The organism is Pseudomonas azotoformans, assembly GCF_001579805.1.
GTDB classification, from domain to species: domain Bacteria; phylum Pseudomonadota; class Gammaproteobacteria; order Pseudomonadales; family Pseudomonadaceae; genus Aquipseudomonas; species Aquipseudomonas azotoformans_A.
Window position 1 is genome coordinate 1181925 of record NZ_CP014546.1, and the last position, 23718, is coordinate 1205642.

20 protein-coding genes are annotated in these 23718 nt (G+C 60.3%); 8 read left to right on the forward strand and 12 right to left on the reverse strand.

The genetic code is table 11. The annotated features are described in order from the left end of the window. Nucleotides 1-133 precede the first annotated feature (133 nt). Complete coding sequence (locus AYR47_RS05635) at nucleotides 134-1111, forward strand: NADPH:quinone oxidoreductase family protein (RefSeq protein WP_033897537.1); 978 nt, start codon at nucleotides 134-136, stop codon at nucleotides 1109-1111. 191 nt (nucleotides 1112-1302) lie between these two features. Continuing rightward, nucleotides 1303-2640, forward strand: coding sequence for a glycerol-3-phosphate transporter (gene glpT, locus AYR47_RS05640; RefSeq protein ID WP_033897536.1), 1338 nt, complete (start codon nucleotides 1303-1305; stop codon nucleotides 2638-2640). On the opposite strand, the gene AYR47_RS05645 is transcribed toward glpT, so the two are convergent. Next, complete coding sequence (locus AYR47_RS05645; protein WP_061434553.1) at nucleotides 2637-3290, reverse strand: gamma-glutamylcyclotransferase; 654 nt, start codon at nucleotides 3288-3290, stop codon at nucleotides 2637-2639. The genes glpT and AYR47_RS05645 overlap by 4 nt on opposite strands. 27 nt (nucleotides 3291-3317) lie before the next feature. Beyond that, nucleotides 3318-5705, reverse strand: a complete 2388-nt coding sequence (locus AYR47_RS05650) for a TonB-dependent receptor plug domain-containing protein (RefSeq protein ID WP_033897534.1) — start codon at nucleotides 5703-5705, stop codon at nucleotides 3318-3320. A 327-nt stretch (nucleotides 5706-6032) separates the two neighbouring features. Between AYR47_RS05650 and AYR47_RS05655 the strand changes: the two genes are divergently transcribed. Further along, on the forward strand, nucleotides 6033-6515 hold the full coding sequence (locus AYR47_RS05655; RefSeq protein ID WP_033897533.1) for a hypothetical protein: 483 nt from the start codon (nucleotides 6033-6035) through the stop codon (nucleotides 6513-6515). On the opposite strand, the gene AYR47_RS05660 is transcribed toward AYR47_RS05655, so the two are convergent. The 5 genes from AYR47_RS05660 to AYR47_RS05680 form a co-directional block, all read right to left on the reverse strand. Then, the gene (locus AYR47_RS05660) at nucleotides 6512-7480 is read right to left on the reverse strand and encodes a CDP-6-deoxy-delta-3,4-glucoseen reductase (RefSeq protein WP_033897532.1); all 969 of its coding nucleotides are present in this window, start codon (nucleotides 7478-7480) and stop codon (nucleotides 6512-6514) included. The genes AYR47_RS05655 and AYR47_RS05660 overlap by 4 nt on opposite strands. Then, nucleotides 7480-8946, reverse strand: coding sequence for a 4-hydroxy-3-polyprenylbenzoate decarboxylase (gene ubiD / locus AYR47_RS05665; RefSeq protein WP_003176824.1), 1467 nt, complete (start codon nucleotides 8944-8946; stop codon nucleotides 7480-7482). Before ubiD ends, AYR47_RS05660 begins: the two co-directional genes overlap by 1 nt. Before the next feature lie 157 nt (nucleotides 8947-9103). Next, on the reverse strand, nucleotides 9104-10363 hold the full coding sequence (rho, locus tag AYR47_RS05670) for a transcription termination factor Rho (protein WP_016973082.1): 1260 nt from the start codon (nucleotides 10361-10363) through the stop codon (nucleotides 9104-9106). A 235-nt stretch (nucleotides 10364-10598) separates the two neighbouring features. Next, complete coding sequence (gene trxA, locus AYR47_RS05675; protein ID WP_015886460.1) at nucleotides 10599-10928, reverse strand: thioredoxin TrxA; 330 nt, start codon at nucleotides 10926-10928, stop codon at nucleotides 10599-10601. A 121-nt stretch (nucleotides 10929-11049) separates the two neighbouring features. Continuing rightward, nucleotides 11050-11745, reverse strand: a complete 696-nt coding sequence (locus tag AYR47_RS05680; RefSeq protein WP_061434555.1) for a FadR/GntR family transcriptional regulator — start codon at nucleotides 11743-11745, stop codon at nucleotides 11050-11052. 255 nt (nucleotides 11746-12000) lie between these two features. Between AYR47_RS05680 and AYR47_RS05685 the strand changes: the two genes are divergently transcribed. The 4 genes from AYR47_RS05685 to AYR47_RS05700 are packed head-to-tail and all read left to right on the forward strand — an operon-like array spanning nucleotide 12001 to nucleotide 14843. Further along, entirely contained in the window at nucleotides 12001-12786 is a 786-nt protein-coding gene (locus tag AYR47_RS05685; RefSeq protein ID WP_033897528.1) for a transporter substrate-binding domain-containing protein, read from the forward strand. A 17-nt stretch (nucleotides 12787-12803) separates the two neighbouring features. After that, complete coding sequence (locus tag AYR47_RS05690; RefSeq protein WP_005792409.1) at nucleotides 12804-13472, forward strand: amino acid ABC transporter permease; 669 nt, start codon at nucleotides 12804-12806, stop codon at nucleotides 13470-13472. After that, complete coding sequence (locus AYR47_RS05695) at nucleotides 13469-14119, forward strand: amino acid ABC transporter permease (RefSeq protein WP_033897527.1); 651 nt, start codon at nucleotides 13469-13471, stop codon at nucleotides 14117-14119. Before AYR47_RS05690 ends, AYR47_RS05695 begins: the two co-directional genes overlap by 4 nt. Continuing rightward, nucleotides 14106-14843, forward strand: a complete 738-nt coding sequence (locus AYR47_RS05700) for an amino acid ABC transporter ATP-binding protein (RefSeq protein ID WP_033897526.1) — start codon at nucleotides 14106-14108, stop codon at nucleotides 14841-14843. Before AYR47_RS05695 ends, AYR47_RS05700 begins: the two co-directional genes overlap by 14 nt. On the opposite strand, the gene AYR47_RS05705 is transcribed toward AYR47_RS05700, so the two are convergent. The 4 genes from AYR47_RS05705 to AYR47_RS05720 form a co-directional block, all read right to left on the reverse strand. After that, nucleotides 14824-15354: a hypothetical protein gene (locus tag AYR47_RS05705; protein ID WP_061434557.1), complete on the reverse strand. Its 531-nt coding sequence runs from the start codon at nucleotides 15352-15354 to the stop codon at nucleotides 14824-14826. The genes AYR47_RS05700 and AYR47_RS05705 overlap by 20 nt on opposite strands. Continuing rightward, nucleotides 15344-17860: a fimbria/pilus outer membrane usher protein gene (locus AYR47_RS05710; RefSeq protein ID WP_237142534.1), complete on the reverse strand. Its 2517-nt coding sequence runs from the start codon at nucleotides 17858-17860 to the stop codon at nucleotides 15344-15346. The genes AYR47_RS05705 and AYR47_RS05710 overlap by 11 nt, the downstream gene beginning before the upstream one ends. A gap of 7 nt (nucleotides 17861-17867) precedes the next feature. Beyond that, nucleotides 17868-18560 (reverse strand): fimbria/pilus chaperone family protein, encoded by a 693-nt coding sequence (locus tag AYR47_RS05715; protein WP_156487845.1) that lies wholly within the window; start codon nucleotides 18558-18560, stop codon nucleotides 17868-17870. A gap of 138 nt (nucleotides 18561-18698) precedes the next feature. Further along, the gene (locus AYR47_RS05720) at nucleotides 18699-19349 is read right to left on the reverse strand and encodes a DUF1120 domain-containing protein (protein WP_033897524.1); all 651 of its coding nucleotides are present in this window, start codon (nucleotides 19347-19349) and stop codon (nucleotides 18699-18701) included. Nucleotides 19350-19793: 444 nt separating this feature from the next. On the opposite strand from AYR47_RS05720, the gene ppx reads away from it, so the two are divergent. Next, on the forward strand, nucleotides 19794-21296 hold the full coding sequence (gene ppx / locus AYR47_RS05725; protein ID WP_033897523.1) for an exopolyphosphatase: 1503 nt from the start codon (nucleotides 19794-19796) through the stop codon (nucleotides 21294-21296). Between the two features lie 185 nt (nucleotides 21297-21481). On the opposite strand, the gene ppk1 is transcribed toward ppx, so the two are convergent. Further along, nucleotides 21482-23704: a polyphosphate kinase 1 gene (gene ppk1 / locus AYR47_RS05730; RefSeq protein WP_028618415.1), complete on the reverse strand. Its 2223-nt coding sequence runs from the start codon at nucleotides 23702-23704 to the stop codon at nucleotides 21482-21484. Between the last annotated feature and the right edge of the window lie 14 nt (nucleotides 23705-23718).

Below are 23718 nucleotides of genomic sequence, written 5' to 3' on the forward strand. Positions count from 1 at the left end.
CGGTTGCCGGGTAGCATAACGCTAGCAAGGCAGAGCACAAGCTTATAGCGGCTTATCAGGCCGGGGCATGCTCGTTGACCCACGGGCGTACCCTCCTACACTTATCGGCCACGACGCCAAAAGGAATAGTCCGATGAAAGCTGTGCTGTGCAAAGCCTTCGGCCCCGCCGAAACCCTGGTGCTGGAAGAGATCGCCAGCCCGGCGATCAAGAAGAACGAAATCCTGCTGGACGTGCATGCCGCCGGGGTCAACTTCCCGGACACGCTGATCATCGAGGGCAAGTACCAGTTCAAGCCACCTTTCCCGTTTTCGCCGGGTGGCGAGGCAGCGGGCGTGATCAGTGAAGTCGGGGAAAAGGTCAGCCACCTCAAAGTCGGTGACCGGGTGATGGCGCTGACCGGCTGGGGCAGCTTTGCCGAGCAGGTCGCGGTGCCCGCCTACAACGTGCTGCCGATTCCGCCGAGCATGGACTTCAACACCGCCGCCGCCTTCAGCATGACCTACGGCACGTCCATGCACGCGCTGAAACAACGCGCCCACCTGCAACCCGGCGAAACCCTGCTGGTGCTCGGCGCCTCCGGTGGCGTGGGCCTGGCCGCGGTGGAAATCGGCAAGGCCATGGGCGCGCGGGTAATCGCTGCCGCCAGTAGTGCCGACAAACTCGCAGTGGCCAAGGCCGCCGGCGCCGATGAGCTGATCAACTACAGCGAAGCCAGCCTGAAAGACGAGATCAAGCGTCTCACCGACGGCAACGGCGCCGACGTGATTTACGACCCGGTGGGTGGCGATCTGTTTGACCAAGCCATCCGCGCCATCGCCTGGAACGGCCGCCTGCTGGTCGTGGGTTTTGCCAGCGGGCGCATTCCGGAGCTGCCGGTGAACCTGGCGCTACTCAAGGGTGCGGCGGTGGTCGGGGTGTTCTGGGGTTCGTTTGCCCAGCGCCAGCCGCAGGACAATGCGGCGAACTTCCAGCAGTTGTTCAGTTGGTATGGTGAAGGCAAGCTCAAGCCGCTGGTGTCGCAGGTGTACCCGCTGGAGCAGGCCGCCCAGGCGATCAATGACCTGGGGCAGCGCAAGGCTGTTGGTAAAGTGGTCGTCCAAACCCGCTGAGCCGTCGTTGGGGCTGCTCGCCAGCCCCACACTGATAAAACGACCACCACTTATCTATTCGCGACATGTTCGTAAGAGAACATGCAATTGCTCTCATTTCCTGTGTTTGCAGATAAGAGGCGATGCTATTTTCGGTAACGAAACTGTAACATTCGCATCCGCAGTCAAAACAAGAAATTTGGAGCTCTTGAATGTTTGCTTTCTTTCGTCCTGCCGCCCACCAGGCGCCCCTGCCTGAAGAAAAAATAGACAGTACCTACCGACGCCTGCGCTGGCAGATCTTCGCCGGTATTTTCTTCGGTTACGCCGGTTACTACCTGCTGCGCAAAAACTTCTCCCTGGCCATGCCCTACTTGATCGACGAGGGTTATACCCGTGGCGAACTGGGCCTGGCGATGTCGGCCATCGCGATTGCCTACGGCCTGTCCAAGTTCCTTATGGGCCTGGTGTCCGACCGCTCCAACCCGCGCTACTTCCTGCCCTTCGGCCTGCTGGTTTCCGCCGGGGTGATGTTCATTTTCGGTTTCGCACCTTGGGCGACGTCCAGCGTGACCATGATGTTCATTTTGCTGTTCATCAACGGCTGGGCCCAAGGCATGGGCTGGCCGCCGAGTGGACGCACCATGGTGCACTGGTGGTCGCAGAAAGAACGCGGCGGCGTGGTGTCCGTGTGGAACGTGGCGCATAACGTCGGCGGCGGCCTGATCGGCCCGCTGTTCCTGCTGGGTATGGCCTGGTTCAACGACTGGCATGCAGCCTTCTACGTACCGGCCACCGTGGCCCTGGCCGTGGCGGCATTTGCCTTCATCACCATGCGCGACACCCCGCAATCGGTCGGCCTGCCGCCGATCGAGAAGTACAAGAACGACTACCCGGAAGGCTACGACGCCAGCCACGAAGACGAATTCAGCGCCAAGGAAATCTTCGTCAAGTACGTGCTGCGCAACAAAATGCTGTGGTATATCGCCTTCGCCAACGTGTTCGTCTACCTGCTGCGCTACGGCGTGCTGGACTGGGCGCCGACCTACTTGAAAGAAGCCAAGCACTTCACCGTGGATAAATCCTCGTGGGCGTACTTCTTCTATGAGTGGGCCGGTATTCCGGGCACGCTGCTGTGCGGCTGGATGTCGGACAAGATCTTCCGTGGCAACCGTGGCCTGACCGGCATTGTGTTCATGGCATTGGTGACCGTGGCGACCCTGGTGTACTGGCTCAACCCGCCGGGTAACCCGATGATCGACATGATCGCGCTGTTCTCCATCGGCTTCCTGATCTACGGCCCGGTGATGCTGATCGGCCTGCAGGCGCTGGAACTGGCACCGAAGAAAGCCGCCGGCACCGCTGCGGGTTTCACCGGTCTGTTCGGTTACCTGGGTGGTTCGGTGGCGGCGAGTGCGGCCATGGGCTACACCGTGGACCATTTCGGCTGGGACGGTGGTTTCGTACTGCTGATTGGCGCATGTATCTTGGCCATCGCCTTCCTGATCCCAACGCTGTGGCACACCAACAGCGTCAGCTCGGCGCGTTAAGCGCCTGAGCAACCCTTTGCACAACGCTTGAGCCGCGCCTCCAGGTTCTTATCTGGCATGGCGTGGCTACGCAGGGCGTTGACGGTCTGCTCGACATAATCGCGAGTGGTGCCGTAACGCCCGCAAGCGCTCTGCAACACGTGGTTCAGCACGATGTCGGGCAGGTTACCGGCGTAGCTGGGCAAGTGCCGCTCCAAGACAAATCCCAACGCCTGCACCGTGCTGCCATCTTCGAGGCGGCAACTGAGCCAATGCGGCCGGTAGGAGGGATAAGGCATTTCACGCTGCCACAAGGCATAGAGCGAGGCCTCCAGTTGATCTTCCGGCAAGCGGTAGGCAAACCCGCTGCAGGAACCGCCGCGATCCAGCCCAAAGACCAACCCTGGAATTTCCGGTGTGCCCCGGTGCTCGTGGGACCACAGGTACAGGCCCCGGTGATAACCGTGGACCCGTGCCCGCATCCGCTCGGTGGACGAGCACTCAGGGCGCCAGATCAGCGAACCATACGCAAACAGCCAGACCGGCCCACCCTTATGCCGGGCCATGGTGGCCTGCATCGAGCTCATCAATTGTTCGTGAGTGAGTTGCGGCCCAAGATCGAGCCGCGGAGGGTAAGCCAATTGCAGAAGATCGGTTTCAATGGCGGTCATGGCGAATAGCGGGACGCCTCCTGTGTGTTACCAGTTGTAAGCAACTTTACCGTAATAAAACGCGCCGCTGTAACCGTACGGCGAAAAAGTGCTGTAGGCGAGGTTGCCGCCACTGCTGGCGAAGGCATTGACCTTTTCCGGGTATTTATCGGTGACGTTGTCGCCGCCGAGGGTGAAGGTCCAGTTCTTCAGCTTGTAGTCCGCCGACAAATCCAGCACCCAGGCCGCCTTGAAGGTCTGGTCGTTGGCCTTGTCGGCCTGGTAGCTGGTGAATTCACCATAGCGCACCAGGTTGCTGTGCAGCGCCCAATTGCCGAAGGTGAAGTCGTTACCCAGGCTCAGCTTGTGTTCCGGGGTGGTATCGCCCAGCAAACCGCTTTTCTCACGACGATCCACCCGCACCAGGTTGGCGCCCAGGCTGTCGAGGATGGCCGGGTTGGGCTTCACATCCGTGACCTTGGTGTGGTTGTAGTTGTAGCCCACGGTGCTGTTCCAACGGATGCCGTTATCGAACTGGTAGCGGTAGTTGGCTACCAGATCGACGCCGTCGGTGCTGGTGTCGGTGGCGTTGGTGAAGTAGCGGGCGGTGGTGTAGTTGATGTTGCCCACGCCATTGGCGCGCAGATAAGCCTGGGTGGCCGGGTCCAGGTTGAGGTTCGACGACAGGCTGATACGGTCACGAATATCGATGCGGTATACGTCCACCGTCACGGTCAGGTCATCGGCGGGCTCCAGTACCAGGCCAAGGCTGTAGTTACGCGACTTCTCGGCCTTCAGGTCCTCCGCGCCCAGCAGGCGCGCGACCTGGCTGGAGGCCGGGAAAGTACCGGCCTCGCGAATGTCGCTGCCGATCAACTGCGATGAGGTGAACGCAAAGTTCTGCTGAGCCAGGGACGGCGCGCGGAAACCGTTGGAAATGCTGCCGCGCAGGGCCACCTGCGGGGTGAAGTCGTAGCGGGCCGACAGCGAGCCGCTGACGTTGGAACCGAAGTCACTGTAATCCTCATGCCGTACGGCAGCCGAGGCGCTGAGTTTTTCGGTGAAGTTGGTTTCCAGGTCCAGGTACTGCGCCCAGTTGTGGCGCGAACTGCTGCCGGCGTCGGCATCACGGAAACCGCCGAGGCCCGAACTGCCGGTCTGGTAGTAGGACGCTGGCTCACCTGCTTCAATCTCATAACCCTGGCGCAGGTATTCGCCACCAAAGGCCACGGAAACCGGATACGGCAGGAAGCCCACGTCGAATTCACGGGACAGGTCCAGGCTGACTTGCTTCTGGTCGTTGCTCAGGGTGCCATTGTCGAACTTGCGCGGCGTGGCCAAGCCCAGGGATGTGTTGATGGTTTCGGTGCTCAACTCGTACTGGTTCTTGCCGTAGTTGGCCGACAGGTCGTAATGCCAGTCATAGGCCAACAGCCCGCGCAGGCCCACCACCAACGACGTGTCTTCCAGGTTGCCCTTGATCAACGGCAGGTAGCCATTGGGATTGAGCGCCGGAATATTGTTGGACGCATTGCTCGCCCGGTAGAACGCCGCCGTCTCGCCGCGCCGCTTGCTGTAGCCGCCGAAGGTGTAGAACTCGGCCGCATCATTGAAGGAATATTCCGAGTTGAACTGGAATTTGCCTTCATTGGTGGCCGGCTCGCCCTGGCGAAACACCTGCTGGCCGTAGGTCGTGGAGCCTACGCTGGCTGAGCGGAAATCCTTGCCGGCGCGGTTGGTGTAATCGTTGTCGGCGCCTTCGGCCGAGAGGTTGATAAAGCCGTTATCACCCAATGCCACGCCGGTGTTGCCACTCAGATTGCGCTGGATGCCGTCGCCCTTCTTGTACTCGCCGAACTTGGAGGAGATCGAGCCGCCATGGTCGGCGTGCTTGAGGATCACGTTGATCACCCCGGCAATCGCGTCCGAGCCGTAGCGCGCGGAGGCGCCGTCGCGCAGCACTTCGATATGGTCGACCGCCGACAGCGGAATCGCATTCAAATCCGCCGGCGCCGAGCCGCGGCCCACCGCCCCACCCAAGTTGACGAAAGCACTGGTGTGGCGGCGCTTGCCATTGACCAGCACCAACACCTGATCCGGCGACAGCCCGCGCAACTGCGCAGGGCGCACCAGTTCGGCGCCGTCCACCAGGCTTGGGCGCGGGAAGTTGATCGATGGTATCAGCCGCGCCAACACCGCCCCCAGCTCATCGGAACCGGTGCTGCGCAGGGTGTCGCCGGAAATCACATCGATCGGCGACAGCGACGCACTGGCCGTGCGCTCTTGGGCGCGGGTGCCGGTGACGATCACGGTGTCGAGCTTGGGCACATCGGTGGCGGACGTTTCGGCCGCGAAGACTGGATTGAAACCCACGGCGGTCAGCAAATTGGCCGACAAAATCGCCGAGTACAGCGCGTGTTGCTTGTAGCTCCCCATACCGCTCCCCTTGAATCAAAAACCAGAACGTCGTGCTCTGAGTTCATACGATCGATCCGGCTGGCGGGCGGTGGCGGTCAGTTGTTGGTGGTTGTGATTGAGTCGGTAGTCCGTTGCGATATAGCTTAAGGATATTTATGTAACAAATTAAATACCTTTAAAGCATAAGCGAATGCATAAGCAAAATGGCCCATTCGTCAGGATCGCAGGGGCCAATCCCGCTACTTTCAGCCCCGGTTCAGCCTGAAAACGTGCCAAGCCGTCAAAATAGGACACAGATCACGACCCACCTAGCCGCCCATCAAACCGACTACCGAGGTCGCACCCATGAAAAAATTCCGACTGCCTGGCCTGCTGCTCCTGGCCCAGGCCACCACCGCGTTGGCGGGCGAAGCGCCGGCCACTGAAGACGACAAGGGCTTCTGGTACGCGCAGACCAGCGTCTACACCCGGCACTTCGCACCCGATCCCGAGCACAACAACAACCAGGACCTGATCGGCCTGGAGCGCAATGAAGCCTCAGGTTTTGTGTATGGTGGGGCGACGTTTCGCAACTCGTTTCGGCAGCGTTCGTACTACGCGTATGCGGGCAAGCGCTACGACATGGCCGACTATCCGGTGTATTTGAAGCTGACAGGCGGGGCGATCCAGGGTTATCGCGGCAAGTACCGCGACAAGATCCCGTTGAACCGTTTCGGCGTGGCGCCGGTGATCATTCCGTCGGTGGGCGCGCATTACGGACCGGTGGCGGCGGAAGTGGTGCTGCTGGGGTTCAATGCGGCGATGGTCACCACTGGCGTACGCTTTTAGGGGCGTGGCGCGTAGGCAAACACATCGGCACGCATTTGGTGTGCATCCATTCCGGCCTCGACCAGCGCATCCAGCGTGCCGTAGATCATGGCCGGTGAACCGCTGGCGTAGACGTGCACAGCCTTGAGATCGGTGATGTCTTCGCACACCGCTTCATGCAACAGCCCGCAGCGCCCTTCCCAGCCGCACAGGTCACTGACGACTTTGTGCAGGAACAGGTTGGGCAGTTGCAGCCACTGGTCCCAATGCTCAATCTCGTAGAAATCTTCCGGACGGCGCACGCCCCAGTACAGGTGCACCGGGTGTTTGAAGCCGGAAGCACGGCAGTGTTCAATCAGGCTGTGCATCTGCGCCATGCCGGTACCGGCAGCGATCAACACCAGCGGCCCATCCGGCAGCTCGGCCAGGTGGGTATCACCAAAAGGCAGCTCGACGCGCGCCATCTGGTTGCGTTGCAGCTGCTCAAGCAAGGTGCGCGCGCTGTCCTCGCGGGCCAGCACATGCAGCTCCAGCTCGCGCCCGGCGTGGGGCGCGGAGGCCAGGGAAAACGCCGACTTCTCGCCGTTCTCACGCTCGATCATCAGGTATTGCCCGGCGTGGTAACGCACCGCCTTGCCGGCCGGCGCACGCAGGCGCACGCGCCACACATCGCCACCCACCTCGACGCATTCACTCAATTGGCACGACAACTTGCGCAACGGCAACTCTCCCGGCGCCAGCACGCCATCCCACAACACAATGCAATCTTCCAGCGGCTCGGCGATACAGGTGTAGAACTCGCCGTGATCACGCACTTCACCGGCCTGCTGAACCCGGCCTTCCACCAACAGCGCGGCGCACACATGGCACACGCCGTTGCGACAGGCCTGGGGGCATTCGTAGCCCAGGCGGCGCGCGCCTTCGAGGATTCGCTCGCCGGGGACCAGCTCCAGCACGGCGCCGGAAGGTTGCAGGGTTACACGCATCAATCTATTCCCAATTCTTTCCAGATCGCATCGACACGGGCGGTGACGGCTTCATCCTTGACGATCACCCGGCCCCACTCGCGGGTGGTTTCACCCGGCCACTTGTGAGTGGCGTCCAGGCCCATCTTTGAACCCAGGCCTGAAACCGGCGAGGCGAAGTCGAGGTAGTCGATCGGCGTGTTGTCGATCATCACCGTGTCGCGCTTGGGGTCCATGCGCGTGGTGATGGCCCAGATCACGTCGTTCCAGTCGCGGGCATTGATGTCGTCGTCGGTAACAATAACGAACTTGGTGTACATGAACTGTCGCAAAAACGACCACACACCGAGCATTACCCGCTTGGCATGGCCTGGGTACGACTTCTTCATGGTCACGATGGCCATGCGGTACGAGCAGCCTTCAGGCGGCAGGTAGAAGTCAGTGATCTCCGGGAATTGCTTCTGCAGGATCGGCACAAACACTTCGTTGAGCGCCACGCCCAGAATGGCCGGCTCATCCGGCGGACGGCCGGTGTAGGTGCTGTGATAAATCGGCTTGATGCGATGGGTGATGCGCTCGACGGTGAACACCGGGAAGCTATCGACTTCGTTGTAGTAGCCGGTGTGGTCGCCGTAAGGACCTTCATCGGCCATTTCACCCGGATGAATCACGCCTTCGAGGATGATTTCAGCCGTGGCCGGCACTTGCAGGTCGTTGCCACGGCACTTCACCAGTTCGGTGCGATTACCGCGCAGCAGGCCGGCGAAGGCGTATTCGGACAGGCTGTCGGGCACCGGGGTCACGGCGCCGAGGATGGTGGCCGGGTCGGCACCCAGGGCCACGGAAACCGGGAACGGCTTGCCGGGGTGTTTTTCGCACCACTCGCGGAAGTCCAACGCGCCGCCACGGTGGCTCAGCCAACGCATGATCACCTTGTTACGGCCGATCACTTGCTGGCGGTAGATACCGAGATTCTGGCGGTCTTTGTTCGGGCCCTTGGTGACGGTCAGGCCCCAGGTGATCAGAGGGCCGACATCGCCTGGCCAGCAGGTTTGCACCGGCAGCATGGCCAGGTCGACATCGTCGCCTTCGATGACCACTTCCTGGCACACCGCGTCCTTGACCACTTTGGGGGCCATGGCAATGATCTTGCGGAAGATCGGCAGCTTCGACCAGGCATCCTTCAGCCCCTTGGGCGGCTCGGGTTCCTTGAGGAAGGCCAGCAACTTGCCGATCTCGCGCAATTCGCTGACCGACTCGGCGCCCATGCCAAAGGCCACGCGCTCGGGCGTACCGAACAGGTTGCCAAGCACCGGGATATCAAAGCCGGTCGGGTTCTCGAACAGCAGCGCCGGGCCCTTGTTGCGCAGGGTACGGTCGCAAATCTCAGTCATTTCCAGCACCGGGGAAATCGGCATCTGGATACGTTTCAACTCTCCGCGCTGCTCAAGTTGCTGCACGAAATCCCGAAGATCCTTGAATTTCATTAACCATGCCACCCGTAAAATAGGCGTACATCCTACCTGCTATGGCGGCCGCTGGCAGCTTATCGCGGTGCATTTGGGTACAGAGAATGCTTAAAAAACCGGCACAAAAAAAATGGCGCCCCTGAGGGCGCCATTCTTTCGGACCTGAAGCGTCGTATTACTTACGTTTCATCGACAAGAAGAACTCGTCGTTGGTCTTGGTGGTTTTCAGCTTGTCGACCAGGAACTCGATGGCAGCGACTTCGTCCATCGGGTGCAGCAGCTTGCGCAGGATCCACATGCGCTGCAGTTCGTCGTCGGCGGTCAGCAACTCTTCACGGCGGGTGCCGGAACGGTTGATGTTGATCGCCGGGAACACGCGTTTTTCCGCGATGCGACGGTCCAGGGGCAGTTCCATGTTGCCAGTACCCTTGAACTCTTCGTAGATCACTTCGTCCATCTTCGAACCGGTTTCAACCAGTGCGGTGGCGATAATGGTCAGCGAGCCGCCTTCTTCGATGTTCCGCGCAGCACCGAAGAAACGCTTCGGTTTCTCCAGGGCGTGGGCATCGACACCACCGGTCAATACCTTGCCGGAGCTCGGGATCACGGTGTTGTAGGCACGGGCCAAACGGGTGATGGAGTCGAGCAGGATCACCACGTCCTTCTTGTGTTCGACCAGGCGCTTGGCCTTCTCGATCACCATTTCGGCAACCTGCACGTGGCGGGTTGGCGGCTCATCGAACGTGGAGGCAACCACTTCGCCGCGCACGGTGCGCTGCATTTCGGTCACTTCTTCCGGACGCTCATCGATCAACAGCACGATCAGGTGAACTTCAGGATTGTTACGCGCGATGTTCGCTGCAATGTTCTGCAGCATGATGGTCTTACCGGCTTTCGGCGGTGCGACGATCAGGCCACGCTGGCCTTTGCCGATCGGGGCGCACAGGTCGATCACACGACCGGTCAAGTCTTCGGTGGAACCGTTACCGGCTTCCATCTTCATGCGCACGGTCGGGAACAGCGGCGTCAGGTTCTCGAAGAGAATCTTGTTTTTCGCGTTCTCGGGACGATCGAAGTTGATCGTGTCGACCTTGAGCAGGGCGAAATAACGCTCGCCTTCCTTCGGAGGGCGGATCTTGCCAACGATGGTGTCACCGGTGCGCAAGTTGAAGCGACGGATCTGGCTCGGCGAGACGTAGATATCGTCTGGGCCGGCAAGATAGGAGGCGTCAGCAGAGCGGAGGAAGCCGAAGCCGTCCTGGAGAATCTCCAGCACGCCATCACCGGAGATTTCCTCGCCGCTTTTCGCGTGCTTTTTCAGCAGGGAGAAAATCACGTCCTGCTTGCGCGAACGGGCCATATTTTCTATGCCCATTTCTTCGGCCAGCTGGAGCAGGTCGGTAATCGGCTTTTGCTTGAGTTCAGTCAGATTCATATAGGAATGACGTAATCATTTATGGAGGGGGGAAATTAAGCTTTTGGCTTAATGAGGCCGCGCCGCGGAGAAGGCGACAGGATCGCGTACTAATCGAAAAGGAGTGCGTCGGCGACGGCATGCAGGGGGCAGTGGAGAAACCAGTGCGGGGCCGAATGTACCACCTGAGTTTCGGAGCGTCTAGCCCTGTTTCACGAAAAAGCCCCGCTAATTTGCGGGGCTTTTTTGACGACGCTTAGATGTTCGCGTCGAGGAAAGCTTGCAGCTGAGACTTCGACAGCGCGCCTACTTTGGTCGCTTCGACGTTGCCGTTCTTGAACAGCATCAGGGTCGGGATACCACGCACGCCGTGCTTGGCCGGGGTTTCCTGGTTGTCGTCGATGTTCAGCTTGGCAATGGTCAGCTTGCCTTCGTAGGTGGTCGCAATGTCGTCCAGGACTGGAGCGATCATTTTGCAAGGGCCACACCATTCAGCCCAGTAGTCAACCAGCACCGGGCCAGCAGCCTTGAGTACTTCGGCCTCAAAGGTCGCGTCGGTGACGTGCTTGATAAGATCGTTGCTCATGGATGTCTCCGGATTGTAAGCAAAAAAAACGTGGCCCATCATAGCCGCCCTTCCCCCGTTCAGGAAGCCGCCTCTGATTGAGTCTTGCTATGGTGGTGCATGAGTTTGGGTATAGCCCAACTCACGGCCTGACGGGAGTCACGAAGGCAATGCCGGTGCGCAACGCCGCGTTGCGCACGTGCTCCTGCATGGTTTTCTGCGCCGCTGCACTGGCCCGCCGGGCCAGGGCACGCAGGATCCGGCGGTGCTCCTGCCAGGTTTCCATCGCCCGCTCCGGCCGGATGAACGGTAGCTTCTGGCTCTCCAGGAACACCTCGGCACTGGCACTCAGGATGCTCACCATCGCCTGATTACCGCTGGCCAGCAGGATGCGCTGGTGGAATTCGAAGTCCAGCCGTGCGGCCGCCTCGAAGTCGCCGGTCTTGAGTACCTTGCGCATGGCCTCGACGTTGTCTTGCAGGCTGTCCAGCTCATCGAGGGTCAGCGTCACCGCCGCCAACCCCGCCGCAAACCCTTCCAGCGCATAGCGCAACTGGAAGATATCCAGTGGCGTGGCCTGGGCCGCGAAGGGCCAGGCAAACCCCGGCGACTCCTCGGCGGCCTGCACGAACACACCCTTTCCAGGCTGCACACTGACCACACCCAACGCGCTGAGGGACGACAACGCCTCGCGCAACGACGCCCTGCTCACCCCCAACTGCACCGCCAGATCCCGTTGCGACGGCAAGGCATCGCCCGGCCCGAAGCCTTGCTCCTTGATCAGTTTGCGGATGGCCTGCAGGGCCGCTTCCGGTACGGCTTGGGCGATGGAATTCATAGAAAACTCAAGGTTCCAGACAACTGAGCGGCTAGTTGTAAAGCTATTCGCGGCCGACGGCAAGCCACGCCCCAAAGGGGCTCGCGAGGTTTTGCCGGCGCTCGAAAAGGGTGCGAAAACCGTTGCAACTGTTCAGACCAGTAAGACCACCGCAACTCAACAAATCCCTGGCTTGCAGGCGTTCTTCAGGGTGATGGCATGGGCTGTGCACTGAGCAAATCCAGAAAATTCCTTCGCCCTTCTCGGAGAGTTGCCATGACCAAGCGCTACAGCGCCCTGCTTACTGCCCTGTTTGCCAGCCTGATGCTGGGCCAGGCACCCGCCCAGGCCAACGGTCTGGACGACATCGTCGCCCGTGGCACCCTCAAGGTCGCCGTGCCTCAGGACTTTCCGCCGTTCGGTTCGGTCGGCCCCGACATGAAGCCTCGTGGCCTGGACATCGACACCGCCAAGCTGCTGGCCGACCAGCTCAAGGTCAAGCTGGAACTCACCCCAGTCAACAGCACCAACCGCATTCCCTTCCTTACCACCGGCAAGGTCGACTTGGTGATCTCCAGCCTGGGCAAGAACGCCGAGCGGGAAAAGGTCATCGACTTCTCCAAGGCCTATGCACCGTTCTACCTGGCCGTGTTCGGCCCGCCTGAAGCAGCCATCAGCAGCACCGACGACCTCAAGGGCAAGACCATCAGCGTGACCCGTGGCGCCATTGAAGACATCGAGCTGACCGCCGTGGCGCCCAAGGAAGCCACGATCAAGCGTTTCGAAGACAACAACTCGACCATCGCCGCCTACTTGGCGGGCCAGGTCGACCTGATCGCGAGCGGCAACGTGGTGATGGTGGCGATCAGCGAACGCAACCCCAAACGCGTGCCGGCGCTGAAAGTGAAGCTCAAGGACTCGCCGGTGTACGTGGGCGTGAACAAGAACGAGCCGGCGCTGCTGGAGAAGGTCAACCAGATCCTGGTCGCGGCCAAGGCCAATGGCAGCCTGGAGAAAAACGCACTGCAATGGCTGAAAGAGCCACTGCCCGCCGATCTCTGAAGCGACGGAGCTGACTCATGGCGTATCAATTTGACTTCGTGCCGGTGCTGGCCAATACCGACCTGCTGTTGCGCGGCGCGCTGTTCACCCTTGAGCTGACGGCCATCGGCGCCCTCCTCGGCGTGGCCCTGGGCACCGTCGGCGCCGTGGTGCGGGCGTGGAAGATCCAGCCGTTTGCGTGGATCTTCGGTGTGTATGTCGAGTTGATCCGCAACACGCCGTTCCTGGTGCAGCTGTTCTTCATCTTCTTCGGCCTGCCGTCTTTGGGGCTGAAGATCACCGAATGGCAAGCGGCGGTGCTGGCGATGGTGATCAACCTGGGCGCCTACTCCACGGAAATCATCCGCGCCGGCATTCAAGCCATCCCGCGCGGACAACTGGAAGCCGCCGCCGCGCTGGCGATGACACGCTTCGAAGCCTTCCGCCACGTAGTGCTGCTGCCGGCGCTGGGCAAGGTGTGGCCGGCATTGAGCAGCCAGATCATCATCGTGATGCTCGGTTCGGCGGTGTGTTCGCAGATCGCCACCGAAGAGTTGAGTTTTGCCGCCAACTTTATCCAGTCGCGCAACTTCCGTGCGTTCGAAACCTATGCCCTGACCACGTTGGTGTACTTGTGCATGGCGCTGATGATTCGCCAGTTGCTCAACTGGATCGGCCGCCGCTTCGTGATGAGGAACAGCCGATGAGTGATTTTTCATTCTGGGACATCGTGCGCAACCTGCTCACGGGTCTGCAATGGACGCTGTTGCTGTCGCTGGTGGCGTTCATCGGTGGAGGCGTGATCGGTTTGCTGGTGATGACGATGCGCATCAGCCGCAAGGCCTTCCCGCGCAACCTGGCGCGCACCTATATCGAACTGTTCCAAGGCACGCCGCTGTTAATGCAGCTGTTCCTGGTGTTTTTCGGCATTGCCCTGCTCGGTGTGGATATCTCGCCCTGGCTGGCGGCGGCGATTGCCCTGACCTTGTTCACCAGCGCCTACCTCGCCGAAATCTGGCGCGGCTGTGTCGATTCCATCGCCCACGGCCAATGGGAAGCTTCGGCCAGCCTTGCACTTAACCCGCTTGAGCAACTGCGCTACGTGATCCTACCCCAAGCGCTGCGGATTGCCGTCGCGCCCACCGTGGGGTTTTCGGTGCAGGTGGTCAAAGGCACCGCCGTGACCTCGATCATCGGCTTCACCGAACTGACCAAGACCGGCGGCATGCTCGCCAACGCCACCTTCGAGCCCTTCATGGTCTACGGCTTGGTGGCCCTTGGTTACTTTTTGCTCTGCTACCCCTTGTCCCTCAGTGCGCGCTACCTGGAAAGGAGACTGCATGCCTCTGCTTAGAATTTCCGCCCTGCATAAGTATTACGGCGATCACCATGTACTCAAGGGCATCGACCTGAGCGTTGAAGAAGGCCAGGTGGTGGCGATCATCGGCCGCAGCGGTTCGGGCAAATCCACCTTGCTGCGCACCCTCAATGGCCTGGAGTCGATCAACGACGGCGTGATCGAAGTCGATGGCGAATACCTTGATGCCGCCCGTGCCGACCTGCGCAGCCTGCGGCAGAAAGTCGGCATGGTGTTCCAGCAGTTCAACCTGTTCCCGCACCTGACGGTGGGCGAGAACGTCATGCTTGCGCCGCAGGTTGTGCAAAAAGTGCCGAAGGCCAAGGCGGCTCAATTGGCCAGGCAAATGCTGGAGCGCGTCGGGCTGGGTGAAAAGTTCGATGCCTTCCCCGATCGCCTGTCTGGCGGCCAGCAACAACGCGTGGCGATTGCACGCGCCTTGGCTATGTCGCCCAAGGTGCTGTTGTGCGATGAAATCACCTCGGCCCTCGACCCGGAACTGGTCAATGAAGTGCTCAGCGTGGTGCGCCAACTGGCCAAGGACGGCATGACCCTGATCATGGTGACCCACGAAATGCGCTTCGCCCGTGAAGTCGGCGACAAGCTGGTGTTCATGCACCAGGGCAAGGTGCACGAGGTGGGCGATCCCAAGGTGTTGTTTGCCAACCCGCAGACCGCCGAGCTGGCCAACTTTATCGGCTCTACGGAACAGCCGGGCTGACCATTTCGAATTGGCCACGCCCCTCCAGCAGCACCTCCCGACGTACCGAGAGGGCATCGGCCGGCAATTGAACCGCTATTTCCACCTGGGCCGTCAGCCGACGGCCCATCACCGGCGCACCGCCTGCGCTCGTCGATAACACACGCCCCGGTAACAGCTGCCCACTGGAGGCTTCATCGGGCTGCCACGATACCGGCCTGCCGTCGACCTGGGCCTGCCTCAGGTTCAAGGTAAAACGTCCTTGCCGACCAAACTGGAAGCCTTGGGCATCGGCGGCTACACCGCTGAAGCGCAGCGCCATCGCCGAAGGGTCCGTGCAAAGCACACTCAAATGCAGCGTGCGTGGCGTGTCCAGCGTCATTGTCGCCCTGCCGGACGATGCTTGCGAAGGGCGAATCACCCCATAGTCGACCCGGGGCTCGCTCAGGGTCATCCGGCAGTTTTCGGCCTGGGCCTGGCTCGTCACGAGGGCCGCCCACAACAGCCACAGGCTCTTACGCTTAGCGAACATGGCACACCACCGGTGCGCTGTCGTAGAGTTTGTCATCGTCGGGCTCTTGCTCCGGGTTGACTTGCAGCACGCAGGATTTGGAGTCCGGCAGTGAAACCTTCAGGGTTTGCGGCCCATCGATATTGCTCAGGAAAATCATGCCCTCACCCACTACGCTGGTTACAAAGCTGTTGCCTTCGCCGAACACCGCGGCACCTTGCGGCAGTGGTCGGCCCTCTTCGTCCTGGGCTTCAAGCAACAGACGACGGACTTTCACCACATCAAAATTGAGAATATTGACCGACCCCCGACCGGCAGCGAGCACCTTGGTGCCGTTTTTCAAGTCGACGCGCTTGGGCAACGACTGGGTCTGCACCTGCAGATGGTTGTTGCCGTAAGCCTGCAGCCCGGGGATCACCGCTTGGCCGCTGAAGTCGGTCCATACCGGCCCTTGGGGCGTCGAGACCTTGGCCGCTCCGATATCACCCACCGAGACGATGCCAAAAGTGTCCTGCACCGCATACGGCGAGAAGGTCACGCCGTGCTCATGGGCCACGATGCCACCTTGCAGTTGCCCGGAATAGTTGGTGTTCGACGGATCACGGTCGATGCCCAAGCTCACGCGGGTATACAGCGGCAAGACGTCCACACGACCGCGCACGCTTTGCTCTCGCTCTTTCACATCCCGATCAACCCCGACTTCGTAATTCACATAGTCGTTGACCCGCTCGCTGAGGGCGGTGCCGGCATCCAGCCGGTCACCTCGACGACTGACGTAAGAACTCACACTCCGATCAGCCCCCAAGGGCACCGTGACCTGCAGCCTGACAGACGTGCCTTCGTCCAGCCGCTCATCGCGGCGGCCGCCTCGAACCGGCTCCAAGCGCCGAGGCTCGGTCGCCCCTACCTGAGCGTCGGCGATCAGTGCGACACCCACGCCGTTGAACGTGTTGTTCCACGAGGCAAAAAGGTGATCGCTGGATTGCCCGTCAAATTGCGAGCTACGGGTGAAACCGAGGGAGAAACCACCCAGGGACGGGGCCGCCCAGTTCAAACCTGCCGTGTACTGGCGCTTGAAACGCGCATCGAGGTTGTACCCCCGTGACGCCTGGCCCGCATCCAGTACCTCCCGGTAGCCGCGGCTCTGTGCCGAGGCACTCAGGTTGATATCCAGGTTGGCAAATAACGGCGTCCCCAAGGACAGCGTGCTACGCGCGCCGGACACCTCATCTTGAGCATCACGGGACAGGTTATGGCGCACGCCCACGTTCACCTGATGGAAAAACACACTGCTCAGGGAGCCGCCTGCCGACTGGTACTCGTCGGTACTCAGCAAACCGAAACCCAGCGACGAGCGCTGGCCCAGCCCCCACGTGCCGCTACCCATGGCGACCACCGGGGAATCCTGGTTGTCGATGGCCGTTTCACGCACCTTGCCAAGGGAAAAATAGTACCCTGGCGCCACCGGAACCCCACCACGGAAGGACGCAGCGGGCACCACGAAACTGCGCTTTGCCCCACGCACGTCAATCACGCTCACGTCGAGGTCGCTGGTGCTGTTCAGCAAGGGCAAACCGGTCAGTCTGAACGGGCCTTCCGGCACCAGCGTAGAGTGGATCAATGCGCCCGACTGACGGACTTCGACGCGTGACTGGCTTTGAGCCAGTCCTTCAACCACGACATTGCTGTCGCCCCCACCGGTGCGCTGCTGGCCATCCGGGAAGAACTGCAAGCCCGTCAGTTGTACACCGCCAAAGATAGGGTTGTTGCTGGAAATCTGCCCCATCTGGAAGGTCGACTGCAACGACGCGATATCACGCTGGGCATAGGCGTTCACCTGTTCGGTGCGCGACCTGCCATTGTCGGAAACATAAAACTGGCGGCTGCGTACAATCCAATTACCCAGGTTGAATCCTGCCTCGGTATAAGCCGATACGAAGCGACTTGATCCACTGCGCGACTGGGTATCGAAACCCAATATGTCGTAGTTGAAGATGGCCGCCGCGCCACCCTGGGAAAAGTCCCCGGCCTCCCACTCCGGCGCACGCAGAGACTGGGTCGGCACAACCAACGTGACCTCATCGCTGCTGGGGCGCAGCCGCACCATGGTCGCCGGATACTCCCCAACGAAATCATGGCAAGCCTGGTCAGGGGTGATGCCCTCGCGCAACACCCTGGACGGCGTGACCAGACCGGCCTTGTCCAGCAGCGCCGGAGTGAAGCACAACTGGCCCTGGTAATCGAAACGGGCGTCAACCAACCCCAGCGGCGTACCATTGACTCGCAGTCCGACCACATGGACACCTTCGCGAAAGCGCGCTGCGCTGCGAAAGTATTCAGACACCTGCGGATCAATCCCAAGGGAATTCAACGCGACCAGATCAAAACCTTGCCCCAGCCCAACCGCTGCGCTGGTGCCTGGCAGACTCCACAGCGTCGCAAGCCCCAATAGAACTCTGGAGCGAACCAGGGAAATAGTGCTCGGCACGCTATTGGCCGATCGACGGGTATGCCTGATCTTTTTCATAGGCCCGTCAATCCGCATCAACCGTAACGGGCGCGCGGTAACTGTCCACCGTAAACCCGTAGACCGTGGCCGGCTTGATCTCCACGGCCACCACTCCCGCCACCGGGCTTGCCGACGAGAGCGTCAGCACTTCACCTGGCAGGATGTAGGTTCGCGGCAACGTTGCCACGCTTGCCTGTGGGTGCAGCTGAACTTCCATCCCCATGCGCACGACGTAAGCGCTGTTGTTGTGGACCTTCAACTGATCCCCTTCACGCTTCCATGTCAGTAGCTGCCAGGGCGCATCATGTTTGGGCAAGCCTTTGGGGTGCAGGATCAATGGCAGGCTTTGGCGCAGAGTGATACCAATGGTCGCACCGCCGGGTGCACGTGCTTCGGGAATACCTTCAAAGGACACTCGTTTCAGACGCTGGGTCTTGAGCGGTTGCTTTGCGGTACTGATAAAGCGGACAAGTTGGGTGTCGCCCGCTTCAACCCGCGTAATCGGGGGCGTTACGATCAGCAAGGGTTCCGGATCTTCGGGTAGGTTTAATATGACCGAATGAAGCAACGCAGGACCAGGGTCCGTATTTTTGACGTTAAGCGTCGCCTCACCCTCTTCTTCATTCAAAATGACAACGGTTGTCTCGGGCTGCATTCCGTCCGCTACTGCCATACCGCACAAAAAAAGGCACAAGCTTATATAGCGCAGCAACGACATCATGATTATTGATAGAGCATTCACCGATTTTCCCCACAGCCATAAAGTCGAACACCAACAAACGCACACGTTAAAACAGCCGACACTTAACAAAGGCAGGCGAGCACCGTTGCCTCATGTCGGCTATTAATGACGTACTTAGATGTAATCCACTGACAGACTGGTGCGACCATCCAGCGTCACATCACGGGTCAGGTCCAAGTCCTGGGTGCGGTTGATAACGGCTTTTACTTCAAGCGTGCCTGTAAGACTGGTGATGGATGCAGGTACCGCAGTGGTACCGCTTCGCCACGAATACTGGACAGGCGATTGGGCGACTACACCGTCACTATTCTGCCAGGACGCCCCCTGACTGCTACGCATGATAGGGCTCAGGGCGCCGCTGGACGATTGCAGGTTTTTGAGCGTAACGGAGTACCCACCGGTACGCTTGCCGTTGGCGAGGCCCAGGCCGTAGTTCTGCGCCTCGCTGAACCCGGCACCGAGGATGCCTGTCACCTTGCTGGCGGGTTGCAGGTCGGTCAGTGCCACTCGAAACTGCGCCGGCGCTTGGCCGCAATTGATGTTCAAACCCACCGTTTTCGCTACAAGTGGAGTGAACTGTGTCGGCGACAAGCTTGCGGCGGGAATTGTCTGGTAATCGACGACGCCGCTGCCGGCGAGGCTGAGGTTGCAAGCCACCGGCTTAATAGTCCCTCGTACAACCAGTTCAGCAACATTCGTTGCATGAGCCCCAATACTTGCGGCCAAGCAAAGAGCACCCATGGTCACACCAAGCATTTTCTTCATATTCAACCTGTCATCTGTAATGAGTAGGTGAATTTACGATGATCGAAAGTTTCGACCATAAATAAATAACACCACGGCGAAATTGCCGAATGACAGTCTGTGGCTTTGACACCTCGTTAATGAATCAGAGAACACGCCAATAAATGTGGGAGGCGTAAAAATAAAAAGTGGGCCAAACCTAAGTACCGAGTAGGTTTAAACTAAAATCCGATAAGCCAATAACTTCCACCGCGTAGGCAAAGTCGTAAATACTACAACTACAATCAGTCGTTAATAACTCCTACAAAGATAATCTCAACTTCTCTTTAAACTTAGAAAACCGCCCTACAGTTCCCACAAGAATCCCTCACAGACACCCGCAGAAAAATTACCGAAGCAGTACGCGTTGGCACCAAAGGTCGATCGTGGCACGATGGCTGGGTTATCGACCGAGACCCCCTTACCATGCCGCAATCCCAAGCCAAGAATCTGTCCCTGATCGCCGCCATCGACCTGGGCTCCAACAGCTTTCACATGGTCGTGGCCAAGGCCCAGAACGGCGAAATCCGCATCCTTGAGCGGCTCGGCGAGAAAGTGCAACTGGCTGCCGGCATCGACGACGAGCGCCAGCTCAATGAAGAATCCATGCAGCGCGGGCTCGATTGCCTCAAGCGATTTGCCCAGTTGATCAACGGCATGCCCCTGGGCGCCGTGCGAATCGTCGGCACCAACGCGTTGCGCGAAGCGCGCAACCGTGGCGAATTCATCCGCCGCGCCGAGGAGATTCTTGGGCATCCCGTCGAAGTCATCTCCGGTCGTGAAGAGGCCCGTCTTATCTATCTAGGCGTGTCCCACACCCTGGCCGACACCCCCGGCAAACGCCTGGTCGCCGACATCGGCGGCGGAAGTACCGAATTCATCATTGGGCAAAGATTCGAGCCTTTGTTGCGCGAAAGCCTGCAGATGGGCTGCGTCAGCTACACCCAACGCTACTTCAAGGACGGCAAGATCACCCCGGCGCGCTACGCCCAGGCCTATACGGCGGCGCGGCTGGAGATCATGAGCATCGAGCACGCCCTGCACCGCCTGACGTGGGATGAAGCCATCGGCTCGTCCGGCACCATTCGCGCCATCGGTCTGGCCCTGAAAGCCGGCGGCCATGGCACCGGCGAAGTGAATGCCGAAGGCTTGGCGTGGCTCAAGCGCAAGCTGTTCAAGCTGGGGGACGCCGAGAAAATCGACTTCGATGGCATCAAGCCCGATCGCCGCACCATTTTCCCGGCCGGCCTGGCGATTCTCGAGGCGATCTTCGACGCCCTTGAGCTGCAACGCATGGACCACTGTGACGGCGCCCTGCGCGAAGGCGTGCTTTATGACCTGCTGGGTCGCCACCATCACGAAGACGTGCGTGAGCGCACGCTCACCTCGTTGATGGAGCGTTATCACGTCGACCTGGAACAAGCCGCCCGCGTCGAGCGCAAAGCCCTGCACGCCTTCGACCAGGTGGCCGAGGACTGGGACCTGGAGGACGGCGTCTGGCGCGAGCTGCTGGGCTGGGCCGCCAAGGTGCATGAAGTAGGCCTGGACATCGCCCACTATCATTACCACAAGCACGGCGCCTACCTGATCGAGCACTCGGACCTGGCCGGTTTCTCCCGCGAAGACCAGCAAATGCTCGCGCTGTTGGTACGCGGCCATCGCCGTAACATCCCCAAGGATAAATTCGCTGAATTCGGTGATGAAGGCATCAAGCTGATCCGCCTGTGCGTGCTGCTGCGCTTTGCGATCCTGTTCCACCACATTCGTGGCACCCAGGAAATGCCCCAGGTGACCCTGCGCGCCAATGGCGACAGCCTGGATGTGGTGTTCCCGAAAGGCTGGCTGGATGAAAACCAGTTGACCCAGGCGGACTTTGCCCAGGAAGCGGAGTGGCTGACGCGGGTGGGGTTTAGCCTGAACCTGCGCTAACGCGATCTAACGAGCGGCGGGCTTGCTGTGGTGAGCGGGCTTGCCCCGCGCTGGGCTGCGAAGCAGCCCTAAAGCCAAACGCCGCATTCTGCCTGACAGAATGCGGTGTTTTTATTGGGGCGGCTTCGCCACCCAACGCGGGGCAAGCCCGCTCGCCACACAAGCCTGCTCATACAAACCGCTACTCAATTCACCGTTAGAATCGGGCTACCCAGCTTCTCCAACAACGTCGCCTGCGCACTGCGCGGGTTCTGGTTGCCAGTCGGTGTGTTGCGCACGTAGCGGCCGTCCGACTGCAGGCTCCAGCTGTGGGTGTTGTCGGTGAGGTAGCTTTCCAGCTCCTTCTTGACCCGCATGATCAGCTTCTTGCCTTCCACCGGGAAGCACGTCTCGACACGCTTATCGAGGTTGCGCTCCATCCAGTCGGCACTGGAGAGGAACATCTGCTCTTCGCCGCCGTTGAGGAAGTAGAACACCCGCGTGTGTTCCAGGAAGCGACCGATGATCGAGCGCACATGGATGTTGTGCGAAACGCCGACAATGCCCGGACGCAGGCAGCACATGCCGCGCACCACCAGGTCGATGCGTACGCCTGACTGGCTGGCCTTGTACAGCGCGCGGATGATCTTCGGATCGGTCAGCGAGTTGAACTTGGCAATGATGTGCGCCGGCTTGCCGTCGAGGGCGAACTGGGTCTCGCGGGCAATCATGTCGAGCATGCCCTTCTTGAGCGTAAACGGCGCGTGCAGCAGTTTCTTCATGCGCAAGGTCTTGCCCATGCCGATCAACTGGCTGAACAACTTGCCGACGTCTTCGCACAGGGCGTCGTCGGAGGTCAGCAGGCTGTAGTCGGTGTAGAGCTTGGCGTTGCCGGCGTGGTAGTTGCCGGTGCCCAAGTGGGCGTAACGCACGATTTCACCGGCTTCACGGCGCAGGATCAGCATCATCTTGGCGTGGGTCTTGAAGCCGACCACGCCGTAGATCACCACTGCACCGGCCGCTTGCAGGCGGCTGGCCAGTTGCAGGTTGGATTCTTCGTCGAACCGCGCACGCAGCTCGATCACTGCCGTGACCTCCTTGCCGTTACGCGCAGCGTCGACCAAGGCATCGACGATTTCCGAGTTGGCGCCGGAACGGTACAGGGTCTGGCGTACCGCCAATACGTGCGGGTCCTTGGCGGCCTGGCGCAGCAGGTCGACCACCGGGGTGAAGGACTCAAACGGGTGCAACAGCAGGATGTCCTGCTTGCTCACCACGCTGAAAATATTCTCGCTGTTTTGCAGCAGTTTCGGGATCTGCGGCGTGAACGGCGTGTATTGCAGCTCCGGATGGCTGTCCAGGCCGGTGATGCTGAACAGGCGCGTCAGGTTGACCGGGCCGTTGACCTGGTACAACTCGGATTCGGCCAGGTTGAACTGCTTGAGCAGGTAGTCCGACAGGTGTTTCGGGCAGGTATCGGCCACTTCCAGGCGCACTGCATCGCCGTAGCGTCGCGAGAACAACTCACCACGCAGGGCGCGGGCCAAGTCTTCGACGTCTTCGGAGTCCAGCGCCAGGTCGGCGTTACGGGTCAGGCGGAACTGGTAGCAACCCTTTACCTTCATGCCCTGGAACAGGTCATCGGCGTGGGCGTGGATCATCGACGAAAGGAATACATAGTTATCGCCAGCGCCCCCCACCTCTTCCGGTACCTTGATGATGCGTGGCAACAGACGCGGGGCCGGGATGATGGCCAGGCCGGAATCGCGACCGAAGGCGTCGATACCTTCCAGCTCGACGATGAAGTTGAGGCTCTTGTTCACCAGTAACGGGAACGGGTGCGTCGGGTCGAGGCCGATCGGGGTGATGATCGGCGAGATCTCGTCACGGAAGTAACGGCGCACCCACGTCTTGATCTTGGTGGTCCAGTGACGGCGACGGATAAAGCGGACCTGGTGTTTCTCCAGTTCCGGTAACAGGATGTCGTTGAGGATCGCGTATTGGCGGTCAACATGGCCGTGCACCAGCTCGCTGATGCGCGCCAGGGCCTGGTGCGGCTGCAGGCCGTCGGCGCCAGCTTGTTCACGAGCGAAGGTGATTTGTTTCTTGAGGCCGGCGACGCGGATCTCGAAGAACTCGTCCAGGTTGCTGGAGAAGATGAGCAGGAACTTCAGCCGCTCCAGCAGCGGGTAGGACTCATCCAGCGCCTGTTCCAGCACGCGGATGTTGAATTGCAGTTGTGACAGCTCGCGGTGGATGTACAGGCTGCTGTCATCCAGGTTCGTCACCGCCGCCACCGGGGCAGGCACGGGCGGCTCGGCTACCACGGCAGGCGCGGCGGGTTCATGCTCCGGCGGGGTCTCGGTGACTTGTTCAACCACCGGGTGAGCGTCTTTTACGGCAACTTCTGAGAGTCCTTCGGTATTCATTGAATGTTCCTGTG